The sequence below is a fragment of the Peristeroidobacter soli genome (genome assembly GCF_004138485.1).
GTDB lineage: Bacteria > Pseudomonadota > Gammaproteobacteria > Steroidobacterales > Steroidobacteraceae > Steroidobacter > Steroidobacter soli.
In genome coordinates, this window is sequence record NZ_RYEV01000005.1 from 888,320 (window position 1) to 913,900 (window position 25,581).

Consider the following 25,581-nt stretch of genomic DNA (forward strand, 5'->3'; position numbering starts at 1 on the left):
GAGCTTGCAAGAGATGTCGTCGTCCTATCTGAGCGTTGCGGACTTTCGAACGTTCCTGTCCGGCAACATGCGGCCGGGCGTCGCCGTGCACACGTTCTCACATAGCGATCAGATGTTTCCGTCGCGAGAAGTGCGGCGTGCCGGTCCGGTGCGCGTGTTGAGCGCGCGACGGCAGCCGCTTGCGGATGTGAGATTCGAGCAGGAGGGCCGTGGGTTCGACCTGAACGACTTCCTGGCCACCAACCGGGTGGCAGGACTGCTGGTGCTCAAGGATGGCGACGTCGCGCTCGAGAGCTATGAGTTGGGCATCGCTCCGGAGACGCGTTGGGCTTCGTGCTCGATGGCGAAATCGGTGCTGTCGATGCTGGTCGGCGTGGCTGTCCGCGAGGGCGCGATCCGCAGCCTGGACGATCTCGCCTCGCGTTACGTGCCGATGCTGGCGAGCGGCGCTTACGAGCAGGTGACCGTCCGTCATCTGTTGACGATGACGACCGCGGTGAGCTGGGACGAGACTTACACGAATCCCGAATCGGACCGGCGGCGACTGCTCGAGTGCCAGATGACGCTGCGGCCCGGTGCCGTGATTCGCCACATGAGCTCGTTGCGACGCGCCGGTCCGCCGGGCTCGATCTGGAAATACAACACGGGCGATTCGTACGTGCTGGGCGCGGTGATGGAGGCGGCCATCGGCGGTTCGCTGGTCGACTATCTCTCCGAGAAAATCTGGGCGCCGGGCGGCATGGAGCGCGATGCCACGTGGTGGCTCGATTCACCCGGTGGCATGGCGGTGGCGGGCAGCGGCATGAGTGCGACCTTGCGCGACTATGGCCGCTTCGGCCAGATCGTGCTCGAGGGTGGGCGCGTGAACGGCAAGCAGATCGTGCCCGAGAACTGGGTCGCCGAAGGCGGCGTGCCGCAGATCGTCAGCGGCAGTCCGGTGCCGTATGGCTATCAGTGGTGGATTCCTCCGCAGAGCGAGCCGTTGCACGTCGGTGCCTTCCAGGCTGAAGGTGTGTTCGGTCAATACATCTACGTGCATCCACGCGAGCGGGTCGTGATCGTTCTGCTCAGTGCGCGCTCGAAGCCGAGCGTGGTATCCCGTGTCGAGCTGATCGACGAAACATTTTTCGCGGCCGTGGTCCGCGCCCTGCAATAGATGAAAGCGGCATTCCGAATCTGCCACAAGTATCTGGGGTTGTGCCTCGGCGCCCTCTGGTTGCTGCAGGCGCTGACCGGAATGCTGCTGGTGTTTCATCGTGAGCTGGATGACGCGTCGTTGCATGCCTCGGGCCGGGCCGTGAACTTTGCGGTCGTCGATCAGGCCGTCGCGCGAATTGAACGAAGCGCGCCGGCGACCAGGGTGGTCGAGTACTTTGCCAGCGGCGGGGTCGAGGGACAGACCGATTTGCTGGTCGATCGCGACGGCGCCGCGCGCGAAGTGGTGCGCATCGATGGTGCGACCGGCGACATTCTGCGCACGAGCGCTTGGGAGGAACCTCGTTCACAGCTCGGCGTGTTTCGCTTCGTGCTGCTGATTCATAAACAACTGCTCGCCGGCAAGGTCGGCGAGTGGCTCATCGGGCTCAGTGGGGTGTTCCTGATCGTGAGCGTCGCGTTGGGTTTGAAGCTTGCCTGGCCGCCGGCGGGGCAGTGGCGCGCCGCATTGTGGCCACGGCGTGCCAAAGCTCCCGTGGCCAGGGCGTTCGCGTGGCACAGGGCGCTGGGGCTGTGCCTCGCGCCGTTCGCATTGGTCGTGGCAATCACCGGCAGTCTCATGACGTGGACCAGTGAACTGCCGGCGGCGTTGCCGACGCCGGCGATGAATCATGCAGTGTCGGCTCGCGATGGGCGCATGATTTCTTCCGCCGCGGCGGTGGAGGTCGCGCGGCGTCTTTATCCGGACGCAGTGGTCGCAATCGTGTCGATGCCCAGCGCGCGACGCCCGTGGTACTCGATCCGGCTGCGCCAGCCTGGTGAGTTGCGGCAGATCTACGGAACCACGCAGGTGCGTGTCGATGCGGACACCGGCCAGCCACTGGCGATGGTCGACGCGCTCCGGATGTCGATCTCCGATCGGATGTTCGTCGCACTCTATCCCATTCATTCGGGAGAGTGGGGCGGTGTGACGACGCGTTTGCTGGCGCTCGTGGTGGGGTTGTGGCTCACGGGCACGATCGTATTCGGGGTGCTGTTATGGAGCGCCCGGCGGGCGCGCGACGGTGCGAAATCCACGCAGCGATTTGGTGTGAGCTCCGCGTGATGCGATATCTTCTGCGCCGTCTGGCGCTCACCGTTCCGACGCTGCTGATCGTACTGGCGGTCGTGTTCTTCATGATGCGCCTGATTCCCGGCGACCCCGCGCAACTGATGCTGGGCGAAGTGGACGATCCCGAGGCGCTCGCCCGGCTGCGCGCGCAGTTGGCGCTCGATCAGCCGATCGGCGTTCAGTTCCTGCACTGGCTGTTGCGGTTGGCGCGCGGCGACTTGGGTGTCTCGATCGCGCAGCAGAGTCCGGTGCTCGATCTGTTGATCCCGAGTTTCGGCGTGACCGCTTCGCTGGTGGTGCCTGCGGTACTGCTGGCGGCATTGATTGCGATTCCCGCCGGATCGATCGCGGCCTGGAAACAAAACTCTCGAACCGATGCCGTGATCATGACGGCCGCGACGGTGGCGCTGTCGATTCCAAGCTTCTGGCTGGGTCTGCTGTTGCTGTTGTTCTTCGGGGTCAAGCTCGACCTGTTGCCAGTCGTGGGATATGTCTCGTTGCTCGAGAACTTTCGCGAGGGTGTGAGTTATCTGGTCATGCCGGTCATCGCGCTGGCGCTCATCGAGGCCGGCGTGCTGGTGCGGCTGATGCGCTCGAGCACGATCGACGTCGCACGGTTGGAATACATCACCCACGCGCGCGCCAAAGGATTGCCGGAATTTTCAGTCATGGCGCGCCACGCGCTGCCCAATGCCATGGCGCCGACCTGGACCATGATCGGCCTGACGCTCGGCTCGTTGCTCGGCGGGGCTGTCGTCACCGAGACGGTGTTTACGCTGCCAGGCCTGGGACGCCTGCTGGTCGAGAGCATCTTCGCCCGCGACTATCCGGTGATTCAGGGTTGCATGCTGTTCGTGACGCTCGCGTATGTGGTGGTGAACATCATCGTCGAGATGACGTATCCGTTGTTCAGTCCGGCGGTGGAACATGACTGAGCGCTGGTGGCAGGTGTTCGCCCGGCGTCCGAACGCGGTGGCGGGCGGCGTGCTGATCGCCATCATGCTGAGCGCCGCGTTGGCCGGCATCGTGTACACGCCGTACGATCCGGTGGCGATCGATTTTCATCGGCGTCTGAGCGCACCCTCGATGGCGCACTGGCTCGGCACGGACGAGTGGGGGCGCGATGTAATCAGTCGCGTGCTGTCGGGCGCCGTCGTCAGCGTCGGCATCGCGGCGCTCACGTCGTTGATCGCCACGTCGATCGGTGCGTTGATCGGCGCCGTCTGCGGCTTCTACGGGCGTTGGATCGACAAGATCGTGATGGCCGTGATGGATGCGCTGCTCGCGTTTCCGTCGCTGATCATGGCGTTGGCGGTGGTGACGGTGTTCGGCGCGGGGCCGTATACGCCCGTGCTGGCATTGAGCGTCGCTTATCTGCCATCGGTGGTGCGCGTCGTCAGGGCCTCGGTGCTCGGGCTGAAACATCGAGACTTCGTCGATGCGTCGACCATCATGGGCAACAGCCGCGCCTTCACGCTATTGCGTCACGTGCTCCCGAACACGCTCGCTCCGGTGATCGTGCTCGCCACCTCGATCTTCGGTTGGGCGCTGCTCGCCGAGAGCGCATTGTCATTTCTCGGGTTGGGGGTGCCGCCGCCCGCGGCGAGTTGGGGAGGCATGCTGGCCGACAGCCGCGTGTATTTCGAAGATGCACCCTGGCTCGCGCTCGCGCCCGGGTTCGCGTTGTCGATCTCCTTGCTCGGCGTCAATCTGTTCGGCGATGCCTTGCGCGACTACTTCGATCCTCGCATGAAAAATCTTTGATGAAGAATCCATGAGCCGCGTGCTGACCATCGAGAAACTGAGCATCGACATTCGCGCGGGCGGCGCCGGCACGCGGCGCGTCGTCAACGACGTGAGTTTGAGTATCGATAGTGGCAGGATTGCGGCGCTGGTCGGCGAATCGGGCAGCGGCAAGACGCTGATCGGCCGCTCGGTCATGCGGCTGTTGCCGCCGGTGGCGGCGCTGGTCGGCGGCGATATCGTTTTCAATGGCGCGTCGCTCACGAAGCTCGATGAGACGCAGATGCGCTCGCTGCGCGGACGGCAGATCGGCGCCGTATTTCAGGAACCCATGGTTTCGTTGAATCCCGCGCTCACCATCGGCTTCCAGATGATGGAGGCGATGCGCTTGCACGAGCGGGTGTCGCAGGCGGAGGCCAGGCGTCGTTGCATGACGATGCTGGAGAAAGTCAGGATCGTCGATCCGGAAGAAGCGCTGCGAGCCCATCCTCGCCAGTTCTCCGGCGGCATGCGTCAGAGAATCATGCTGGCGTCGGTGCTGGCGATGCGGCCAAGGCTGCTCATTGCGGATGAACCGACCACCGCGCTCGATGCGCTGATCCGCAAGGAGATCATGGATCTCATGGTCGCACTGACGCGCGAGATCGGCACCTCGGTGCTGTTGATCAGCCACGACCTCGCGATGGTGGCGCAATATTCCGATGACGTGACGGTGTTGCGCCAGGGCGAGACAGTGGAGCAGGGCTCGCCGGCCGGCATGCTGCTGCGTCCGACTCACGAATACACGCGGGCGCTGATGGATGCGTTGCCGGCACGCGCTCCGACCAACGGGGTCGTGCGTGCTCCGCTGGTCGAGATCAACGATCTATGCGTGGATTTCCATCGCAAGCGCGGCTTGCTGTCGCGTCGTGCGGCGGCCAAACGCGCCGTCGACAAAGCGTCTCTGTCCATCTTCGACGGCGAGGTACTGGCAGTCGTCGGGGAGTCCGGCTCGGGCAAGACCACCATCGGTCGCACGCTGCTGCGACTGTGCGACAGTAGCTCAGGGTCCATCCGTTTCGATGGCCAGGACTTCAACGGCATGGATGCCGACGCCGTTGCGCGCTTCAGGACCCGCACGCAGATGGTTTTCCAGGATCCATTTTCATCGCTCGATCCGCGAATGACACTCGGTGCGGCTGTGGCGGAGGGGTTGCGGCACGTCGCCGGCCTCGAGCATGGGGAGCGGCTGCGGCGCGCGGCGGAAATACTGGAGGAGGTTGGCTTGCCCGGCGCCTATGTCGAGCGCTATCCCCATGAATTGTCCGGCGGCCAGCGTCAGCGCGTGTGCATCGCGCGCGCCGTCGTGGCCCGACCGCGATTCATCGTCGCGGACGAGCCGGTTTCGGCGCTGGATGTGACGATCCAGCGCCAGGTGCTGAAGTTGCTGACTCAGCTGCAGGAGAAGTACGGGTTCACTTATTTGTTCATCTCGCACGACCTCGGCGTCGTGGAGCAAATGGCCGATCGGGTCGCAGTGATGTTTCGTGGCCGGGTGCTGGAAGTCGGCCCGCGCAATACGATCTTCGACTCGCCCCTGCATCCCTACACGATGCGCCTGTTGGAGGCGACGCCGCGCCTGGTGCGTCGAGCCGACGGCGCGTTCGAGTTGCATACGTTTCCAACGCGCCGTCAGCCGGCGCCTGCCGGCCACGGCTATTTCAATAACGGTTGCATTCCGGGCGCGCCTGAATCCGTGGGCGCTCCGCTCATGATCGAGGTGGCTGCGGGTCACAGTGTTTGTTGTGCTCGAGCTGAGCGATGAGTTTCGCGCGTCTCAGTAGCGCGGCGGCTCGAGCCGCGACGGGGCGGTCGACCATGGTGCCATCGACCGAGGTTGCGCCGTCGCCAGCGCTCGCGGCGAGCACGCGTTCGGCGGCCATGATTTCAGCTGCTGTCGGAGCGAAAGCTTCGTTGAGAATCGGAACCTGCGCTGGATGAATGCACAGTCCGCCGGATAGTCCCTGCGCGCGTGCGCGCCGGCAGGCGGCTCGATAATTGTCGAGTTCGCTGAAGTTCGAGTCGATCAGTGAATAGCTGGCTCGTCCTTGCGCCGAGGCTGCGAGCACCAGCAGCTGCCGCGCCAGTTGTAGCGTCTCGGACCGTGGATCGCAGCCGATGGCGGTCGAGAAATCTTCATCGCCCAGCGCCAGTCCGGCGATATTCGATTCGCAATCGAGCAGGCCGGAGATGGTCAGCAGGGCGTGGGGGGACTCGATCATGGGCAGCAGCAATGGCTGTCTCTTGTGCATGATCAGCAGCGACCGTTCCAGATGTCGGATCTGGCGGGCACTCTCCACCTTCGGCAGCACGAAACCCGCGATGCTGGCATGCCCGCAATAGGACAGATCCTGGTCCAGCGTGGCCAGGTCGGAGCCGACGCGGACCAGAACGTCGATGCCGTGGGATGCCAGCGTGGCCGCGGCGGACGATATCGCCGTGCGCGCCGCCGCTTTGTCGCGCCAGGAGATGCCATCCTCCAGGTCCAGGATCACTGCGTCAGCGCCGCTGACGCATGCTTTGGAAACATATCGCTCCACATGCGGCGGCACGAACAGGATGGATCGCCAGATCGGCGAGCAGGCTGCGGTTTGCATCAGGAGGCACTCGACTGCTGTCTGGCCCGGCCGAACTCTTGTTCGATCGCGTGAGTATGCTCGCCACACGCGGGCACTTTCGGAGTGACGCGCGGCGCACTGTCGGAAAAGATGGCCGGCGGCGCCACGATACGCACTGAACCGTTCGGGGTCTCTACACTCACGGTGCGCAGGTGAGGATGTGCTGTCGCCTCCGCGAGCGAGTTCAATCGTCCGTGCGCAATGTCCAACTGGCCCAGACGTAGGCTCGCCTCCGCATACGATAACCGTGCACAAGTTTCGGCGACGATTGCATCGACCACGGGCCGGTTGGCGACACGCGCCGTGTTGTCACGGAAACGAAGATCCGTGCCGAGCTCGGCTCGCTGCAGAAAATCCGTGGCAAACGTAGACCACTCGCGGTCATTCTGCACGGAGAGAATCAGCTTCGAGCCGTCGGCACAGTCGAAAACGCCGTAGGGAGCGATGGTCGGATGCGCGACCCCCACACGTGGCGGCGTACGTCCGCCGTAGAGGTATTGCAACAGCGGCACGCTCATCCATTGCGCCAGACTGTCGAACAGCGAGACTTGAATGCCGCGCCCGCGCTTCGATCGTGTTCGCGCAAACAGTGCTTGCAGAATCGCGGCATGGGCGGTCACGCCCGCGGCAATGTCGCAAATGGAGATGCCGACTCTGGCTGGCTCCGCGCTGCCGGTGATCGAGCACAACCCGACTTCGCCTTGCACGACCAGATCGTACGCCTTCAAATCGGCGCAGGGCCCGCTCGTACCGAAGCCGGTAATGTCGCAGGTGATGAGTTGCGGATGGCTCGCGCGCAACGCCGCCGAGTCGAACCCCAGGCGAGCCAGCGCTCCGGGCTTCAAGTTCTGAATGAAAACATCGGCCGCATCGACCAGCGCCGAGAGCAGCTTGCGGCCCCGATCTTCGCGCAGGTCCAGGCAGATCGATTCCTTGCCGGCGTTCAGCCAGACGAAGTAGGCACTGAGGCCCGCCACGTCACTGTCGTACTTGCGTGCGAAATCTCCCTCCGGGCGCTCCACCTTCAGCACGCGGGCGCCCGCCTGCGCGAGCAGGCCCGAAGCGAACGGTGCCGCCACCGCCTGTTCGACACTCACCACTGTCAACCCGTCCAGATCCACGATCCTGCTCCCGCTGCGCAACGGCGGGCGCTAGCGCACCAGAAACGCGCCGGCGAGTCGATTTCAATAAACTCAAGGCTGGCCACAAAAGCCGAGGGCAGGACGGGCCCTGGCCCAACATTTTCGCGCCGACCCTTGCGTTAATTGAAATCGACAGCGCGGCGGATTTCTGGTGCCTTATACACACAAGAAAGCGGCATCCATTGGCTTTGTGGGGATTGGGGAAACAGAATGACGCACATCAAACAGTTCGAGTCGGTGGTCGCCCGCGGCGCGGGTGAATCGGTGGCAGTGATGGCAACACTGCTCGTGTCCGCAACGGCGCTGGCACAGGACGCGAAGCCACAGGAGCCGCGTGATGCGAACGCGCGCGACGGGGCGACTCTCGAGGAGATCGTGGTGACCGCCGACCGGCGGGACAGCTTCGGCGCCGAGTTCGTCCAGGCGGGCACCTTCCGTAACCAGCGGGCGATCGACACACCCCTGACGGTCGCGGTCGTGACCAAGGATCTGCTCAATTCGCAGCAGGCCGTCACAGTGTTCGATGCCGCGCGCAACACGGCTGGTGTGACAGCGTCGCAAATCAACACCGTCATCTACAGCAATCTCGCCATCCGCGGCATTCCAGTGAACAATTTCACCAACTATCGCCTCAACGGCGTGTTGCCGATCGTGAACCTGATCGACATGCCGCTCGAAAACAAGGATCGCGTCGAGATATTGAAGGGCGCCTCGGGGCTGTACTACGGCTTCGCCTCGCCCGCGGGCATCGTCAATCTCACCTCGGAGCGGCCGACCCCGGAGCCGTTCACCAGCGTGGACCTCACCGGCAACAGCAATGGCGCTTACGGCGGCGGTTTCGATGTGAGTCGCAGCTGGGGCAACCAGGGGCTGCGTATCAATGCCGCCGCGGCGACCATCGAGACCGGCGTGGATCGCACCTCGGGCGACCGCCGGTTCGCTTCGGCCGCTTACGTTTGGGAGCCGACCGAGAAGCTTTCGTTCGAGCTCGACGGTGAATATATCTACCGCACGGTGACCGAGCCGACGGAATATGCGCTGCCGGCGCCGGTCAACGGCGTCACCACGATCCTGCCGTTACAGCGTGCGTCCAAGAACGTAGGCGCGGACTGGCTGCAGGCCGATGGCTACGAATACAACCTGATGTCGAAAGTCCGTTATGACTTCTCGCCCGCGTGGAGCGCGTCATTCAGCGTCGGGCAGTCCTCGCTGAGCCGCACGCGTCGCTATTCCTCGTTCGGTGGCTACGATCTCGCCACCGGCAACGGCACGGTCAATGTCGCGATTTTCTATCGCAACGATTATGAGAACTTCATTTATCGCGGCGATCTCGCCGGCGCGTTCACCACCGGTCCCATCGAGCATGAAATCCTGCTCGGCTATTCGGAGACGACCACACGGAGTTTCATCCCGACAGCCGCGCGCACCTCCTATGCGCAGAATCTGTACAACCCTGTCGAGATCCCCGAGCAGCCGAATCCCGTGCGCATCATCGCGAACCCGGCGGAGGTGAGAGATGCGGGCTACTACATCATGGATCGCGCGAAGATCACCGACTGGCTGCAGCTCACCGCCGGCTATCGTGGCACCGATTATCGGAACCATAGTCCCGCATCTACGTATGAGGCTACGCCCGAGTCGCTCTCTTATGGCGTGCTGCTGAAGCCTCGTGAGTGGATCAGCCTCTACGGCACGTACATCGAGGGCCTGGAGGAAGGGGGCACGGCGCCGGGTATCGCGCTCAATGCCGGCACGATCCTGCCAGCCGCGGTCAGCGAGCAGCACGAGTTCGGCGTGAAGATCCAGCCCATGCGGGGCCTCATGATCACTGCGGCGTACTTCGATATCGATCGCGCGTCGTCCTATTTGAATCCGAGCAACTATTTCGTGCGCGACGGACGCGCCAGCTACAAGGGCTATGAGCTGAGCGCCACGGGCGAGATCACGCGCGACCTGTCGATCGCCATCAGCGCCATCTCGCTCGATGCCATCCAGGAGAGCGGCGCCGCTGCCGTGGTGGGCAAAAAAATCGAGAACACCGCGGAGACCACGGGTTCGGTGTTTCTGGAGTATCGGTTGCCGTTCGTGCCCGGCTTGCGCATTTCGGGAGGCGCGTTCTACACCGGCGAGCGTGCCGTGAACGCGGCGAATACCGCCTTCATCCCCGGCTATACGACCTACGACCTGGGCGCGAGCTACTCGACGGACATGAACGGGCGCAAGGTCACATTCAGGGTCAACGGCGAGAACATCACCGGCAAACGCTACTGGGCCGCAACGGGCGCGAGCCTGGTGCAGCAGGGCATGCCGGGCTCGGTCCGTTTCAGCGTCAACACGGAGTTCTGACAACGGGTGGCGGTGTGAAGCCCTCACCATCGCTGCACCGATTGCAGCGATGGTGAGGGGCCTGCCTGGGTATAACAGCCTCGTACTTCCAACGAGGCCGATCGTGTCCACTCTATCCGCAAGCTCCCGCCCGACGAGCGAATGGCAGCAGCTCGATCATGCGCATCAGGTTCATCCGTTCACCGACCAGAAAGCGCTGCATGGGCGCGGCGTGCGTGTCATCACCGGCGCGCAAGGCGTTTACATCTGGGACAGCGAGGGCAATCGATTCCTCGACGGCATGGCCGGGCTGTGGTGTGTGAACGTCGGTTACGGACGCAAGGAACTCACGCAGGCCGTGCAGCGGCAAATGGAAGAGCTGCCTTATTACAATAATTTCTTTCAGACGGCGAACGTGCCGCAGATCGAGCTGGCCCGCATGCTCGCCGAGCTCACGCCGAACGGGCTGCGCCATTTCATCTATTCATCGTCGGGCTCCGAGGCCAACGACACCGTCGTGCGACTGGTGCGTCACTACTGGGCCACGTTGGGCAAACCCACCAAGCGCGTGTTCATCGGTCGGACGCTGGCCTATCACGGCAGCACGCTCGCGGCGGTGAGCTTGGGTGGTATGCCGAACATGCGAGGCATGGATCGCGTGCCGCTGCCCGAGTTCGAGCACATCATCCATCCGCACGCGTATTGGCAGGGCGAAGGAGTCACCAGGGAAAGTTATGGGTTGAAGGCGGCGCGTGCGCTGGAAGAGAAGATTCTCGAGCTCGGCGCCGATAACGTCGCTGCATTCATTGGCGAGCCGGCGCAGGGCGCGGGCGGAGTGTTTGAAGCGCCCGCGGGTTACTGGGCCGAGATTCAGCGGATCTGCAGGAAATACGACGTACTGCTGGTGGCCGACGAGGTCATCTGCGGCTTCGGCCGCACCGGTCGGTGGTTCGGCTCACACACGTATGACATCGCGCCCGACCTGATGAGCATGGCGAAAGGGCTGTCGTCTGGTTATCTGCCGATCTCGGCGGTCGCGATGACGGATCGGATCTTCGACGTCATCGCCGGCGGCGGTCCGATCGCGCACGGCTACACCTATTCGGGACACCCGACGGCATGCGCCGTTGCGATCGCGAATCTCGAAATCATGAAACGCGAGCGCATCGTCGAGCATGTGCGCGAGGTGGCCTCGCCGTATTTCTTCCAGAAGCTGCGGGAGCTGGCGCAGCGTCATCCATTGATCGGCGAAGTGCGGGGTGTCGGCTTGATGGCCGCCGTGCAGCTGGTAAGAGATAAACAAAAGCGCATTCCGTTCGATCCGAAGCAGGAGCCGGCCATCAAGTGTCGTGAAGCCAGCCTGCAGGAAGGGCTCATCGTTCGCGCCGTAGGCGAGGCGGTGGTGCTCAGCCCGCCGCTCATCATTTCGCGCGCGGAGATTGATGAGCTGGTCAGCAAGTTGAGCGCGGGCCTCGACCAGGCGGCGGCACAGCTGGGGTAATTAACTCGCGGGCGGCACCAGATTCGGTGCCGCCTTGGCGATTTCTTCGATGAGCCACTCGCGAAAGCCGCGTATGAGTGGCGCGTCCCATCGATCCGCTCGCGCGGCGAGCTGATAAATACCCATGCTGTAGGGCTGGAAGGTCGCAAGTCCTGCGCCGACTTCAACGAGTCGCCGCGCGGCGATGTCATCCGCGATGATGAGTTTGTTACTGAGCGCGATGCCGCGACCGTAGCGTGCGGCATTCAACGTCAGATCGCCTTGCCACAGGCGCGGACCGATGAGGTCCACTTCTTCTTGCACGCCATGCGCGGCCAGCCAGTTGCTCCAGCGATCGAAGTTTTCTTCGTGCAGCAGTTTGTGTTGCAGCAGATCGGCGGGCTTGCGAATCGGCGGCGCCTTGGCGAGATAAGCCGGGCTCGCCGTCGCGACAATAGGCGCATATGCGATGTCGACGCTGCGAAGTTCGGGCGGCAACGTGGGCTCGACGCGATAGGTCGCGATGAAACGAATGTCCACGTCTACTTCCTGTGACGAGAAATCCGGCACGCGCGTGGTGGGACGCAGCTCGATGTCGACCTCCGGATTGAGCCGTTCGAACTCGGCGAGCCGGCTGGACAGCCATTGCAACGCGAGGCCGGCCATGCAGCGCACGTGCAGACGCCGGAGCTCGCCATGTCGCATCAGCTCGATCGTGGCCTGCGTCAGCATGTCGAACGCCGCGGCCACTTGTTTGTGATATCGCTTGCCGTCCTCGGTGAGCACGATGCCCGCCGGGCTGCGTTGAAACAGCGTCGCGCCGGTCCAGGTTTCGATGGTGCGCAGGTGTCGGCTCACCACCGCGTGATCGCGGCCCAGGGCAGGGGCCGCTTTGCGTACACCGCCGAGGCGCGCGACAGCGTCGAAAGCACGCAGCGCTTCGAAAGGCGGCAGCGATTTGCGCGGATCGTTCTTCATGTCGCAGGACGATAGCCGCCCGCATCGCCAGGGTCCAGCCTCGCTGGTGTGATCAGCTCACCGGCAGCGGATCGAATTGCAATCACCTGCCTGGAGGCAAGCAGCGTAAATAGACACCTGTCACGCGCAGCGCAGGTCGGTATCTTGCAAACGGGTAATCGGTTCGAAGTGAAGGGCGAGATGCCCGATCGGCGGCAGCTGAGTCGTCTGGCCTACGCCGGCAAATTGCTGCCGCCCACGCAGCGGTCGCTGTTCCTCGATGGCAGTTGGGCCTTCGCGACCCGATCCATCGCGCGCGGCTCGCGAGTGCGTGCGCTGCCAGCGAGCGATCGCGAGTTGCGTGACGTTGCGATTCAGTCGCGCGGTGTCGAGTTCGATCTCGCCGATTACATTTCGCGCAATCGCGTGGCCGGCCTGCTCATCGCGCATCGAGGCAGCGTGGCACTCGAACATTACGACCTCGGGCTCGACGCGGACGCGCGCTGGATTTCGATGTCGTGCGCCAAGTCGGTCAGCACCACGCTGGTCGGGGCGGCCATCCAGGACGGCCTGATCGGCGGCGTCGAGGAGCCGCTCACCGACTACTTGCCGCAACTCCGAGGCAGCTCGTACGATGGCGTTTCGGTGCGCCAGCTGTTGCAGATGACGTCGGGCGTGAAGTGGGACGATACCCACACGGATCCGGGCTCCGAACGTTCGCACATGCTGGAATTGCAGATCGCCCAGCGCTCCGGTGCCATCCTCGATTTCGTCGCAAGCCTGCCGCGGGTTGCTCCGGCCGGGAGCGTCTGGAATTACAGCACCGCCGAAACGCACGTCGTTGGTGCGCTGGTGCAGGCCACGACGGGGCGGTGGTTGAGCGATTACCTGTCGGAAAAAATCTGGGTCCCCTTCGGGATGCAGAGCGAGGCGACCTGGTGGCTGGAGTCGCCCGAGGGCCTCGAGGTCGCTGGCAGCGGCATTCACGCCACGCTGCGCGATTACGCGCGCTTCGGCCTGTTCCTCATGAACGACGGCCTGATCGAGGGCAAGCGCGTGTTACCCGAAGGCTGGGTTGCTCAGGCAAGTGCGTCGCTGGCCATTCATGGCAAGCGGGTGGACTACGGCTACATGTGGTGGCCAGTGCCGGACGCCGAGGGCTCGTTTGCCGACGGCGCTTTTGGCGCACGCGGCATCTTCGGCCAGTTCATTTACGTCAACCCGCGCGCCGAAGTGGTGATCGCGGTGTGCAGTTCGCGCTCGAAGCCCAAGTTCGCCGAGGCGATCGTCGACAACGATTTCTTCAACGGTGTGGTGGCGGCGTTGCGCTGAACACACCGCTGCCTGCATCGGATGCAGTGTTCACGTAGCGGGTCACCTCAATTATTTTGGCACCGTGCCGGCTTCCCGGCGCAAGGGGATGGGGAAAATGAACAGAAATACCAAATGTCTGCTGGCAATGTCGCTGGCGACCGTGCAACCGATCGCCAGCTGGGCCCAGGACAGCGTGGTTGAGGAAATCGTCGTGACGGCGCAGAAGCGTGAGGAGCGCACCATCGACGTGCCGATGAGCCTCACGGTGATGGGCGCCACCGAGCTGGAACAGCGCGGCGTGCGCTCGATTCAGGACCTGTCGTTCGCGGTGCCCGGCGTGGCCATGCGCGTCGACGGTCCGGGCTCGCTGCAGCTCTTCATGCGCGGCATCGGCAATCTCGCCGGTTCCGAAGCGCTCACGTCCGTGTACATGGACGAGACGCCGACCACGCTGTATTTGTTTCGACAACTGGATCTGCGCTCGCTCGACATGGAGCGTATCGAAGTCCTCAAGGGCCCGCAGGGCACGCTGTACGGCCAGGGCTCGGCCGCCGGTACCGTCCGCTTCATTACGCAGAAGCCGAAACTGGATCGCTTCGAGGGACGCGCCGAGGGTGAGCTGTCGTTCATCGAGGATGGCGACTCGAACGAGAAGCTCACCGGCATCGTCAACCTGCCCATCGTCGATGGCGTGTTCGGCGTGCGTGTCGCGGCGTCGGGTGAACAGGGCGGTGGCTGGATCGATCAGCCCGAAGCCGGCATCAAGGACGGCAACAATCAGGACGTCTACAACATCCGCACCAAGGCGCTGTGGCGTCCCAGCAATGCGCTGGAGATCGAAGGCACCATCGCCGCGTATCAATTGAAGAGCGAGCTGGGTCTGGACTACGAGGGGCCGGATCGCACCATCGACATGGGGCTCGACCGCTCGCGCCGCATCCGTCCGCGCGTCGATCGTTATCAGCTGTACAACCTCACCGGCACGTACTCGTTCGAGAACTCCGCGCTGACCAGTGCGACCAGTTACATCGATTACATGCGTGACTACGCGTTGCCGTACATCACGCCGGTGGAGTCGACCTATCGGCCGCCGGGAGGCAATCTGGAAGGTATCAGCACCTACGACGATCAAACGTATCAATTCACGCAGGAGCTGCGACTGGTCTCCACCGGCGAGCGCCGCTTCAACTACACGCTCGGTGCCTACTACCGCCAGGTCGATTCGGCGTTCTCCGGTCCGATCGAGACGCTGTACAACTCGGTGGTGCTCGAGCCGTACATTTACATCTCCGACAACCATAGCGAATCCTGGTCGTTGTTCGCCGATGGCTCGGTCAAGCTCGGCGAGCGCTTCGAAGTGGGCGCGGGCGTGCGTCACTTCACGGACGATTCCTCGATCTTCGACGGCACGCGCACGCAAAGCGATACATTCGAGTCGACCGATCCGCGTATCTATGCGTCCTACGCGCTCACCGACAGCGTGAAGATCTACACCAATGTCGCGAAGGGTTTCCGCAGCGGCGGTTTTAATTCGTACGGTCAGCCGCCGTACGATCCCGAGAAGATCTACAACTACGAAATCGGCGCCAAGGGTTCGGTGATGGACGGCCGGTTCCAGTTCGAGACGGCGGCCTATTACACCGACTACAAGAACATGATTCGCCGCGGCCTGGTGGTGGTCAATCAACAGTTCCAGAACATCGCCGCCAACATCGGCACGGTGGAGATCAAGGGCATCGAGGCGGGCTTCGGCTGGCGCGCTACCGATCAATTGATGTTGAGCGCGTCCGGCTCCTACATCGACACCGAAGTGGTCGAGCTCGACGCCGACAATGCGGCCAACGAGGTCGGCGATCCGTCCGATTACGTGCCGAAGGTGAGCTACACGCTGGCGGCGAACTACTCGTTCCAGTGGGCCGCCGGCATCGACGGCTTCGTGCACCTGGACATCAACCATCGCGATGAGGTGCTGTACACCGACCGTTTCATGTACTACCCGCAGTACGTCACGCAGGCTTCCGACAGCTTCACGCTGCTCGGTGCCCGGCTCGGCATGAGCTGGGGCAAGACCTCGCTCGAGCTGTTCGGTACCAACCTCACCAACGAGAACAAGGCGGTGGACCCGTTCGTGCTGTGGTCGCAGGCGAATCGCACCAAACCGCGTACCATCGGCATCAAGGCGGCGTTCAACTTCTGACGATCGCGCACGGCCGCTGCAGAGGTAGCGGCCGTCCCTTATCCATCAATGACGACAGGGCCGGCACGATGCCAGGCCTGTCGCACCAGGGGATCGAGCCTCCAGAATGTTTCAGTCGAATTCAGCGAGCGGTTCAGCGCGTCGATGGCGGTGGACTGTCGGTTTGGCGTGGATGGCGCTCGCGGGCGCCGCGACGGCGGCGCAGAGTTGGGACGTGTCGAGTCCCGGCCAGCCATATCGCGATGTCGAGTTCACGGTGCAGGAAGGCACGTGGATGAGTGTGGATGTGAGTCCGGACGGCCAGTTGCTGGTGTTCGATCTGCTGGGCGACATCTTCACGCTGCCGGTGAACGGCGGCGAGGCCAGGCTGGTTCAGGGCGGGCCGGCGATGCAACGCACGCCGCGCTTCAGCGCCGATGGCAAGCAGTTGTTGTTCGTCAGCGATGCCTCGGGGGCGGAGAACGTCTGGATCTCCAACGTCGATGGTAGCAATGCGCGAGCGGTCACGCATGAAACTCGCGATCTGATTCAGGCGGCCAACTGGGGGCCGGACCAGCAAAGTGTCGTGGCGTCGTTCATTCCCGCGCGGCATCCGATGCGGTGGAGCGCCGAGATCAAGCTCTATGAAGTGGGCGGTGGCAGTCGCACGCTGGTGCCAGTTCCAGCGAACAAGCGGGACGTCGCCGAGCCTGAGATGTCTGCCGATGGTCAGTACGTGTACTACAGCGAGCGTCTGACCACGCCGAATATTTATATCGACGCCAATCACATCAACTACGCAGTCAAGCGGCGCGATGTGCGCACCGGCCAGAGCGAAGAGCTGGCGAGCGGGTGGGGCGCGGCACTCGCGCCGCAAATCTCAAAGAGCGGCAAACATCTCGCATTCGTGCGCCGGGTCAAGGACAAAACGCTACTGTTCCACATGGATCTCACGACACGCGCGCAACGCGCGGTCTACGACGGGCTCGATCGGGATCTGCAAGCCTCCTACGAAGCGCAGGTGAACTACTATCCTGGCTACGCCTGGTTTCCGGATGAAAAGCACATTGCCGTCTGGGCGCAGGGCAAGTTGATGAAGATCGATGTGGAGACGGGAGCCGCCACGCCGATTCCCTTCCGAGCGCATGTTCGTGCGCGTGTCGTCGAGCCGGTGCGCTTCGAGCAGGATCTGGCGCCGGCTCAGGTGCAGGTCCGGGCGATTCGCGATCTCGCCGTGAGTTCGGATGAGAAGGTGACGATTTTCACCGCACTGAATCGTCTGTGGCGTCGTGCCGGGGCGGATGGTGAGCCGACGGCGTTCGGTCGGTCGGGCGCAGCCGGGTTCGAGCCAGCGTTCGCCAGCGATGGCAAGCGCGTCGTCTATGTCGAATGGGACGACGAGCGTGGCAGCGCGCTCAACATCGCGAACCAGAGCGGCAAGGGCCTGCGAACGATTGCGATGAGTCGCGGCGTGATCCGGCAGCCGCAGTTTTCCGCTGATGGCAAACGCGTGACGTTTCGTATCCAGGCCGCCGACGTGAGCATGGGCGGCGCGCGTGCCAAGCCGGGTATCTATTGGGTCGAGGCCACAGGCGGTGAGCCTCACTTCATCGCGGCGGGTGACGACGCGCCACAGTTCTCGCCGGACGGTCAGCGCGTGTACTTCGTCGTGTCCGACTACTCCGGACCCAGCGTTGCCCAGAGCTTGCGGAGCGCGACGCTCGATGGCTTGGATATTCGCGAACACGCTCGCACGCCAAATGCCGACACGACGGACCTGCGCGCGAGTCCCGATCTGCGCTGGATCGCGTTCCGGGATCGGCAGCAGTACTTCGTCGTGCCGTATCGCGAGACTGGCGCGCCGCTGCGAGTGAGTGCGAACACCACCGAAGTCGCGGCGACGAAGCTGACGAATCGTGGAGGCTATGCGCTCACCTGGGCGAGCGATTCGCGGTCGCTGCATTGGGCGTTGGGGCCGGAGTTGTATCGAGCCGCCGCGCCGTTCGCCAACGCATCGAGCAGCGCGCAAAGCTCGATCAATCTGAGCATGCCGCTGGATGTGCCCAAAGGCACGGTCGCGTTCACGCACGCGACCATCCTCACCATGCGTGGCGATGAGGTGATTGAAGACGGCACGGTGGTCGTGGCCGGCAACCGAATCGCCGCGCTCGGTCCTTCGGCCAGCGTCGCGATTCCGGCAGGTGCCAAGGTTATCGATGCGGCGGGCAAGACCATCCTGCCAGGCCTCATCGATGCCCACGGTCACATCGATTGTTGTTACGGCACCGGCACGTCGCCGCAGAAGCAGGCGAGTCGTTACGCGGCGCTGGCGTTCGGCGTCACGACCAACTTCGATCCGTATCCGAACGAGCTGACCAGTTACGAGAGCACCGAAACCACGCTCGCGGGATTGAACGTCGGACCGCGCTGGATCGGCACGGGCGGCGCGCTGTGGGGCCGGTCCGAACAGGCCTCGAATCTGTATGAGCCTATCGAAACGCTCGACGATGCGCGCAATGTGATGGCTCGCAAGCGCGCCATCGGCGGCGCGATCGTGAAGAGCTATCGCTATCCGGCGCGGCGCGAACGCCAGCTGCTGGTGGCCGCCGGTCGCGAGGCGGGCATCATGGTCGATATCGAAGGCGAGAGTCAGTTCTATAACAATATCACCGCGGTGATCGACGGCCACACCAATCTCGAGCACAACCTGCCGTTCGCGAACTACTACGACGACATCGTGCAGCTGTTCGCGCAGGCGAAGGTGCACAACACGCCGACGCTGGTGGTCAACTTCGGCGAGCTGTTCGGCGAGAACTACATGTATCAGCACACCGAGGCCTGGAAAGATCCCCGGATCCAGACCTTCGTGCAGGAAACGTTGAGCGGCTATAGCCCACTGAGCACACCGTACGGCGCGCCTCCGTATGCGCGTGCCATGACGTCCATTCACGTCGCCGATGAGTTGTGGGAGATCGGATTTCGCGGTGTTGCGCGTGCGACCGCGAAGCTCGATGCCGCGGGCGTCGTGATCAATGTCGGCTCGCATGGCGAGGTTCCGGGTCTCGCGATGCATTGGGAGATGCGCCTGCTCTCGCAAGGCGGGATGAGTCCGATGCGTATCCTGCACGCGGCCACGATCAACGGCGCGCGCACGCTGGGTATCGATCGACAGATCGGCTCGCTGGAGCCGGGCAAGCTGGCGGATCTCATCGTACTCGATCGCAATCCGCTCCAGGACATCGCCAACACCGACAGCGTACGGCTCACCATGGTGAACGGACGCCTCTATGACTCGATGACCATGAACGAAACCGGCAACTACGACCGACCTCGAAGCAAGTTCTATTGGGAGCTGCAACAACGCAACGGTATCGATTGGAACGAAGCATGGGGAGGGCGTTGAACATGCGCGCGTATCTGATGAGCGCGTGGCTGGCGTACAGTGTCGCGAGTGCGGCTTCGAATTGGGATATCGAGAACACCGGGCAGCCGACGACGGACGTGGCGTTCGATGTCGAGGAAGGCACCTGGATGAGCGTCGATGTCAGCCCGGACGGCAAGACGCTGATGTTCGATTTGCTCGGCGATATCTATTCCTTGCCGGCGACCGGCGGTGAAGCACGCCTCGTCCACGGTGGCGCAGCCATGCAACGCGGGCCGCGTTTCAGCCCCGATGGCAAGCAGATGCTCTACATCAGTGATGGCAGCGGTGGCGACAATGTTTGGTTGTCCAATGTCGATGGCTCCGCTGCGCACGCCGTCACCTCGCAGACCGTAAATTCATTGGCCGGTGCGCAGTGGCTGCCCGATGGTCAATCGTTTGCAGCGGCACAGTTGTTCGCGGGCGATGACAAGCTGCATGCGGCAGAGCTGCGATTGTTCGAGCTGTCGGGCGGTGAGGGGCGGATTCTGGTGCCCGCGCCTGCCAGCGGCGAGAACGTGCACGAGGCACAGTTCTCACCGGACGGTCGCTATCTCTATTACACCGAGAAGATCACGCCGCCGTCGAATTCGGTCGTTTACATCGACGCCAATGCCATTCACTACGCGGTCATGCGTCGTGATCTGCGGACGGGCGCGACAGAGTCGCTGATTCGAGGCTTCGGCAGCGCCACCACGCCACAGCCGTCGCCAGACGGTAAATACATCGCTTTCGTGCGACGGGTGAAGGCCAAGACGGTGCTGTTCAGATACGACATCGCGACCGGCGAGCAGCGGCCCATCTATGACGCGCTGGATCGCGATGCCCAGGCCGATTACACCTGGCAGGGCATCTACTATCCGGCGTTCGACTGGTTCCCGGACAGCCGTCACGTTGCCATTTGGGGCAAGGGCAAGCTCTGGAAGATCGATATGGAAAACGGCTCGGCCGCGCCGATTCCATTTCGGGTGCATGCCAGGCACAAGGTGACTACGCCACCGCGATTCACGCACGATCTGGCGCCCGAGCGGTTCCCGGTGAAGGCGATCCGTCAGCCTGCGTATTCGCCGGACGGGGCTACGGTGATCTTCAACGCACTCGGTCGGTTGTGGCGCAAGTCCGGCACCGCGACACCGGCGCGTCTGACTAAAGCCTCCGCGTTGGAGTTCGAGCCGGCGTTCTCGGCCGATGGCAAACGGGTCGCGTACGTGGAGTGGGCCGACGAAATCGGTGGGGCACTGAAGCTGCTCGATCTCGGCAGTGGCACTTCGCGCTCGTTAATGACCAGCGGCGGCGTGTTGCGTTCTCCATCGTTCTCTCGCGATGGGCGGCGGCTGCTATACAAGATCGACGCGGGTGATCGCTGCCTCGGCGGTCACGAAGCGAAAGTCGGCATCTATTGGATGGAGCTGAGCACCGGAGAGAATCATTACGTGACCCTCCCGGGCGAAGCACCGATGTTCTCGCCGAACGGCCAGCGCATCTACTACACCGTCGAGGCTTACATCGATCACCAGACCGTCACGACGCTGGAAAGCGTGGATCTGAACGGGTTGGACAAGCGTGTGCATGCGGTGACGCGCGACGCCGATACATCCGAGCTGCGCCTGAGCCCGGATCTGAAGTGGCTGGCATTCCGCGATCACCAGCAGTATTACGTCGGCCGGTTTCGAGAGCTCGCCGAGCCGCTGACGGTGAATACCAGCGGCCAGGCATTCAAGACGGTGCAGATCAGCGATCTCGGTGGCTACGGTCTCAAGTGGTCGGCGACCTCGCAGCGACTTCACTGGTCGGTAGGCAACATTCTCTACACGGCGCCGATCGGGGTGCAGCTCGATGCAGGGCAGGCGCCGACGACCCAACGAGTCGACGCAGGGCTGACCGCGCAGGCGGATCGGCCGTCGGGCACGGTGGCGCTCGCCAATGCTCGCATCATCACCATGGCGGAGAATGCCGCGGGCGACGGCGTCATCGAGCGCGGCACGTTGGTTGTCAAGGACAATCGCATTGTCGCACTTGGCGATGCGCAGAGCGTCGCGATTCCGGCGGGCGCGAAAGTCATCGATGTGACCGGCAAGACGATCATGCCGGGCCTCATCGACATGCACGGTCACATCAACAATTGTTACTACACATCCTCCGGACTGATGCCACAGAAGCAGCAGTCGCGTTACGCCGACCTTGCGTATGGAGTCACGACGAACTACGACCCGTACACCTCGGAGTTGCCGAGCTATTCGCAAGCCGAGATGACGTTGTCGGGTGACATGGTCGGACCGCGCGCCATTGAGTCGGGATTCATTGCGTTCGGTCGCAATGGCAAGGGTGACAACGCATTCCTGCCGGTGAACAGCTACGAAGACGCGAAAGTGTTGATGGAGCGCAAGCGCGCGCTCGGCGGCATCATCGTCAAGAGCTACCGCCAGCCCATGCGCAGCCAGCGTCAGCAGTTGATCAAGGCCGGTCGTGACACCGACATCATGGTGGACGTGGAGGGCGAGAGCAATTTCTTCGACAACATCACCATGATTCTGGATGGCAACACCAACCTCCAGCACAACATGCCGGTGGCCACGTACTACGACGACGTCGTGCAGTTGATGGCGCGCGCCAGGAGCTTTCATACGCCGACGCTGGTGATGACGTTCGGCGAGCTGCTCGGTGAGAACTACATCTACCAGCACACGCGGCTGTGGGATGATCCGAAGGCGCAGACGTTCATCCAGGTGACGACCAGCGGTTACAACCCGCTGGGCTCGCCGCACTATGCGCCGCCGTATGTTCGTGGCATGACGACGATCCACGCCGCCGATGAGATCTATGACATTGGCTTCCGCTCGGTGTCGCGCTCGATGAAGAAGCTCGATGACGCGGGCGTGACCGTGAATGCGGGCTCCCATGGCGAGGCGCCCGGCGTGGCTCAGCACTGGGAAATGTGGCTGCTCGCCGAAGGCGGCATGAGCAATCTCCATGTGCTGCGCTCGAGCACTTTGAACGGTGCCAGGACCCTGGGTCTGGATAAACAGATCGGCTCGCTGGAAGTTGGCAAGCTCGCCGATGTCATCGTGCTGGATGGCAATCCGCTCGCAGACATCCGCCAGACCAACACCGTGCGCTACACGATGGTGAATGGCCGGCTCTACGACTCTTACAGCATGAACGAGATCGGGCTGCGCGAGCGGCCCCGTAGCAAGTTCTATTGGGAAGTGGGCCACACTCAGAACATCATCGATTGGAAGCAAGCCTGGGCGCATCAATAGCGTGAATACCGCCAACCTGGAAAGCGACGCCGCCGTGCCACGCCCAGCCGTGGCCGGTGAGTTCCTGGGCCATCCTCGCGGCCTGGCCTATATCTTTTTCACCGAGGCGTGGGAGCGGTTCTCGTTCTACGGCATGCAGGCGCTGCTGATGCTGTACATGACCGGCTACCTGTTGCAGCCGGGCGCAGTGGAAGGCATTGCTGGCTTCGCGGGATTCAAGGCGGCGCTCGAAAGTGTGTTCGGTGAGCTGTCGACGCAGGCGCTCGCGTCGCAGATCTTCGGCCTGTATGTCGCGCTCATTTATTTCACGCCCATCGTCGGTGGCTTGATCGGCGACCGTCTCATCGGACGCACTCGCGCCGTGCTCGCGGGCGCGATGCTCATGGCGGCGGGCCATTTCATGATGGCCTTCGAGGCGGCGTTCCTGTCCGCGTTGCTGTCGTTGATCCTGGGTTCCGGTCTGCTCAAGGGCAATCTGGCCGCGCAGGTGGGTGCGTTGTATGCGAAGGACGATCGTCGACGCGATAGTGCTTACACCGCCTACGTCACTGCCATCAACATCGGTGCGTTCATATCTCCGCTGGTGTGTGGCTCGCTCGGTGAGTTGTATGGCTGGCACTATGGCTTCACGGCGGCTGGCTTCGGCATGTTGCTCGGCATCGTGATCTATTTGTCGGGCCGTCGATATTTGCCACCCGATTCGCCGCGTCATGCCGGCGGCGCTCGTGTGTCACTCGCGCCCGGCGATGCCCGGGTGATCGTGGCGTTGCTCGCGCTGCTGGCGTTGACGTCGACGTTCTGGATCGTCCAGGCGCAGGTCTGGAACATTTATCCGCTGTGGCTGCGCGATGTCGTGGATCGTGAGTTGTTCGGCTTCACCATTCCCGTCACCTGGTTTCAATCGCTGGATGCGCTGGCGGTGCTGGTGCTCGCGCCATTCACCGTGCTGTTCTGGCGCTGGCAGTCGAAGCGGGCGGCCGAGCCCACCGACCTCGTGAAGATCGCGCTGGGCTGCGGCTTCTTTGGTTTGTCGTGCGTCCTGCTGAGCCTGGGGCAGGCGCTGGCGGTCGATGGCCGCGTGCTGGTCGGCTGGCCCGTGGTGTTTCACTTCCTGGTCGCCGCCGGTTATCTGTATGCGGCGCCGATCGCGTTGTCGCTGGTGTCGCGGGCAGCGCCGGCCGCGGTGAATGCGATGCTGGTGGGCTCGTATTATCTGGGCATCTTCATCGGCGGCATCGTCAGCGGCTGGCTGGGGCGCTTCTATGAAACATTGCAGCCGAGCGTGTTCTGGCTGTTGCACGCGGCCATCGGCATCGGTGGCGGCGTGGTGATCCTGATCTGCAAACATCGCTTCGTACGCGAGCTGCGGCTCGCTTAGCCGCAGCTCGGCACAAAGCGACGAGGCTCGCTATTTCCTGCGCGAGCCGACCTGCTGCCAGTGGCCGGGATTGAGCACGAGCTTGCCTTTCCCGGCGAAGCTCAGCGTCGTCGGATAGCGGCCCGGCACGACGAATTCCGTCTTCGAGGCGGGCAACAATTCAACCGTCTCCTTGCGGACCGCGAACGCCGCACGCGCGCCGCTCGCCTGCGCCATCAGCTTGTTCCCCTCGACAGTGACGCGCACGCTGACATTGTTACTGAAGACGTACTCGCCGGCGAAAACGCGCAGCTGTGCGGTGCTGAATGTGACGTTTGGATCGGGCTGCCTGATGGGCTGTTGCGCCGGGATCGAGGCCAGCACCGCGTCCCACATCAGTTCTGAAGCGATGATGTCGAGATCCACGTTGGGAGTGGGGGATTCATCGACCGGGCCCTGCAGCTCGGCCGTGGAGACCGCGTAGAGCACGTCGCCATCGAGCTCCGTCGCGAACGGTTGCAGGGCGCGGCCCATGGAAGAGTGGACTTGCGTGGCGAGACGCTCCAGTCGCGCGCGATCCAGCTTTTGATTGGTGATGACCAGGCTGACCGTGGTGTTGCGCTTGGCATCGAGCTTCTGAGCCATGGGCCGCCACGCGCCTTGCTGGCTGCTGGCGGGAAAGGCGCTGAACAGCTCCGCCGTTTTCAGCTCGCCCTGCGGCCAGTCTTTATCGCGATAACAGGCGGCGACGCGTCCTTCGCGATCCGTGACGACGCCGACGGCGTTGACCACGGTGAACGCAGCGATCTTCAAATCGCCGATTTGTTTGAAGGCACCGCCTTGGCCTGAGTACGCGCCGCAATCGAAGATGTGGCCGGTCTTCGCCATGCGGCCCGCGCCATGCGCGCCCAAAGGAAACATTCCGGGTCGGGCGGCGCGTGCCGCGGCCTGTGCGAGACGCTTGTCGGGATAGATCTCGTTGAGGCGTCGATCGCCGAAGTCATAAATGATGGCGCCGACGGAGAGCGCGAGGTTGGTCCAGATGCCGTCGCGAATATGGTCATCCTTGAGTGCGGTTGCCACGGCGGTCGTGCTTTCGAGGCCGTACCACGAGCCGCCGGAGAACACGACGGAGTCCACTTCCGGCACTTCATAGCCGATGCGCAAATAGTCTGTATTCACTGTCCCAGGACCGCCGCCGCGTACGTCGACCGCCGCATGCACGCGTCGATCGAAGCGGAACACGGTGACGCCCGTGGGCCCTTCTTCATATTCGCCGGTGCCGACCGATACGGCCGGCCAGTCGAACTTGAGCACGTTGTCGCCGGCGTTCAGCACCGGTTGCAACGACGATTGATCGTCGGCGGCGCGGGCGACGCCAGAAAGAGTTGCGGTGACGGCCAGAGCAATGAGCAGCGATCGCCGGACGATCATGTCGCCTCCAAGTGAGCAAACCAGGGTGGTGCACCGATGATGACGCCAA

General features: G+C 63.2%; 16 protein-coding genes. 12 read left to right on the forward strand and 4 right to left on the reverse strand.

Going from position 1 to position 25,581, the window contains the following annotated elements; genetic code table 11:
• The first annotated feature begins 13 nt into the window (after window positions 1–13).
• From EKO19_RS25250 to EKO19_RS25270, 5 genes are read left to right on the forward strand one after another with little or no spacing between them, the layout of a single operon-like run.
• On the forward strand, window positions 14–1,156 hold the full coding sequence (locus EKO19_RS25250) for a serine hydrolase domain-containing protein (RefSeq protein WP_129779744.1): 1,143 nt from the start codon (window positions 14–16) through the stop codon (window positions 1,154–1,156).
• Window positions 1,157–2,260 carry a PepSY-associated TM helix domain-containing protein gene (locus tag EKO19_RS25255; RefSeq protein ID WP_129779746.1) on the forward strand — a complete coding sequence of 368 codons (1,104 nt, stop codon included), beginning with the start codon at window positions 1,157–1,159 and terminating at the stop codon, window positions 2,258–2,260.
• Window positions 2,257–3,201 carry an ABC transporter permease gene (locus EKO19_RS25260; RefSeq protein WP_129779748.1) on the forward strand — a complete coding sequence of 315 codons (945 nt, stop codon included), beginning with the start codon at window positions 2,257–2,259 and terminating at the stop codon, window positions 3,199–3,201. The genes EKO19_RS25255 and EKO19_RS25260 overlap by 4 nt, the downstream gene beginning before the upstream one ends.
• Window positions 3,194–4,030 (forward strand): ABC transporter permease, encoded by an 837-nt coding sequence (locus EKO19_RS25265; protein WP_129779750.1) that lies wholly within the window; start codon window positions 3,194–3,196, stop codon window positions 4,028–4,030. The genes EKO19_RS25260 and EKO19_RS25265 overlap by 8 nt, the downstream gene beginning before the upstream one ends.
• A gap of 10 nt (window positions 4,031–4,040) precedes the next feature.
• Window positions 4,041–5,813 carry a dipeptide ABC transporter ATP-binding protein gene (locus tag EKO19_RS25270; RefSeq protein WP_129779752.1) on the forward strand — a complete coding sequence of 591 codons (1,773 nt, stop codon included), beginning with the start codon at window positions 4,041–4,043 and terminating at the stop codon, window positions 5,811–5,813.
• Here EKO19_RS25270 and EKO19_RS25275 read toward each other — a convergent pair.
• Window positions 5,758–6,645: an HpcH/HpaI aldolase/citrate lyase family protein gene (locus EKO19_RS25275; RefSeq protein WP_129779754.1), complete on the reverse strand. Its 888-nt coding sequence runs from the start codon at window positions 6,643–6,645 to the stop codon at window positions 5,758–5,760. The two genes, EKO19_RS25270 and EKO19_RS25275, sit on opposite strands and share 56 nt — an antisense overlap.
• Entirely contained in the window at window positions 6,645–7,787 is a 1,143-nt protein-coding gene (locus EKO19_RS25280; protein ID WP_217705567.1) for a CaiB/BaiF CoA transferase family protein, read from the reverse strand. Before EKO19_RS25280 ends, EKO19_RS25275 begins: the two co-directional genes overlap by 1 nt.
• A gap of 231 nt (window positions 7,788–8,018) precedes the next feature.
• Between EKO19_RS25280 and EKO19_RS25285 the strand changes: the two genes are divergently transcribed.
• Both EKO19_RS25285 and EKO19_RS25290 read left to right on the forward strand, forming a co-directional pair.
• Window positions 8,019–10,154: a TonB-dependent siderophore receptor gene (locus tag EKO19_RS25285; RefSeq protein ID WP_129779758.1), complete on the forward strand. Its 2,136-nt coding sequence runs from the start codon at window positions 8,019–8,021 to the stop codon at window positions 10,152–10,154.
• A gap of 103 nt (window positions 10,155–10,257) precedes the next feature.
• Window positions 10,258–11,634, forward strand: coding sequence for an aminotransferase (locus EKO19_RS25290; RefSeq protein ID WP_217705568.1), 1,377 nt, complete (start codon window positions 10,258–10,260; stop codon window positions 11,632–11,634).
• Here the strand turns inward: EKO19_RS25290 and EKO19_RS25295 are convergent, their stop codons facing one another.
• Window positions 11,635–12,591 (reverse strand): LysR substrate-binding domain-containing protein, encoded by a 957-nt coding sequence (locus EKO19_RS25295; protein ID WP_129779762.1) that lies wholly within the window; start codon window positions 12,589–12,591, stop codon window positions 11,635–11,637. It abuts the gene before it with no gap.
• A gap of 144 nt (window positions 12,592–12,735) precedes the next feature.
• On the opposite strand from EKO19_RS25295, the gene EKO19_RS25300 reads away from it, so the two are divergent.
• From EKO19_RS25300 to EKO19_RS25320, 5 genes are all read left to right on the forward strand, one after another.
• Window positions 12,736–13,902: a serine hydrolase domain-containing protein gene (locus tag EKO19_RS25300; protein WP_217705569.1), complete on the forward strand. Its 1,167-nt coding sequence runs from the start codon at window positions 12,736–12,738 to the stop codon at window positions 13,900–13,902.
• Between the two features lie 97 nt (window positions 13,903–13,999).
• On the forward strand, window positions 14,000–16,081 hold the full coding sequence (locus tag EKO19_RS25305; protein ID WP_175597184.1) for a TonB-dependent receptor: 2,082 nt from the start codon (window positions 14,000–14,002) through the stop codon (window positions 16,079–16,081).
• Window positions 16,082–16,253: 172 nt separating this feature from the next.
• On the forward strand, window positions 16,254–19,463 hold the full coding sequence (locus EKO19_RS25310) for an amidohydrolase family protein (RefSeq protein ID WP_217705570.1): 3,210 nt from the start codon (window positions 16,254–16,256) through the stop codon (window positions 19,461–19,463).
• A complete protein-coding gene (locus EKO19_RS25315) occupies window positions 19,448–22,741 on the forward strand; it encodes an amidohydrolase family protein (protein ID WP_129779769.1) in 3,294 nt (1,097 codons plus the stop codon). The genes EKO19_RS25310 and EKO19_RS25315 overlap by 16 nt, the downstream gene beginning before the upstream one ends.
• A 1-nt stretch (window position 22,742) precedes the next feature.
• On the forward strand, window positions 22,743–24,119 hold the full coding sequence (locus EKO19_RS25320) for a peptide MFS transporter (protein WP_217705571.1): 1,377 nt from the start codon (window positions 22,743–22,745) through the stop codon (window positions 24,117–24,119).
• 30 nt (window positions 24,120–24,149) lie between these two features.
• Here the strand turns inward: EKO19_RS25320 and EKO19_RS25325 are convergent, their stop codons facing one another.
• Window positions 24,150–25,532, reverse strand: coding sequence for a P1 family peptidase (locus EKO19_RS25325; RefSeq protein ID WP_129779771.1), 1,383 nt, complete (start codon window positions 25,530–25,532; stop codon window positions 24,150–24,152).
• Window positions 25,533–25,581: the final 49 nt, after the last annotated feature.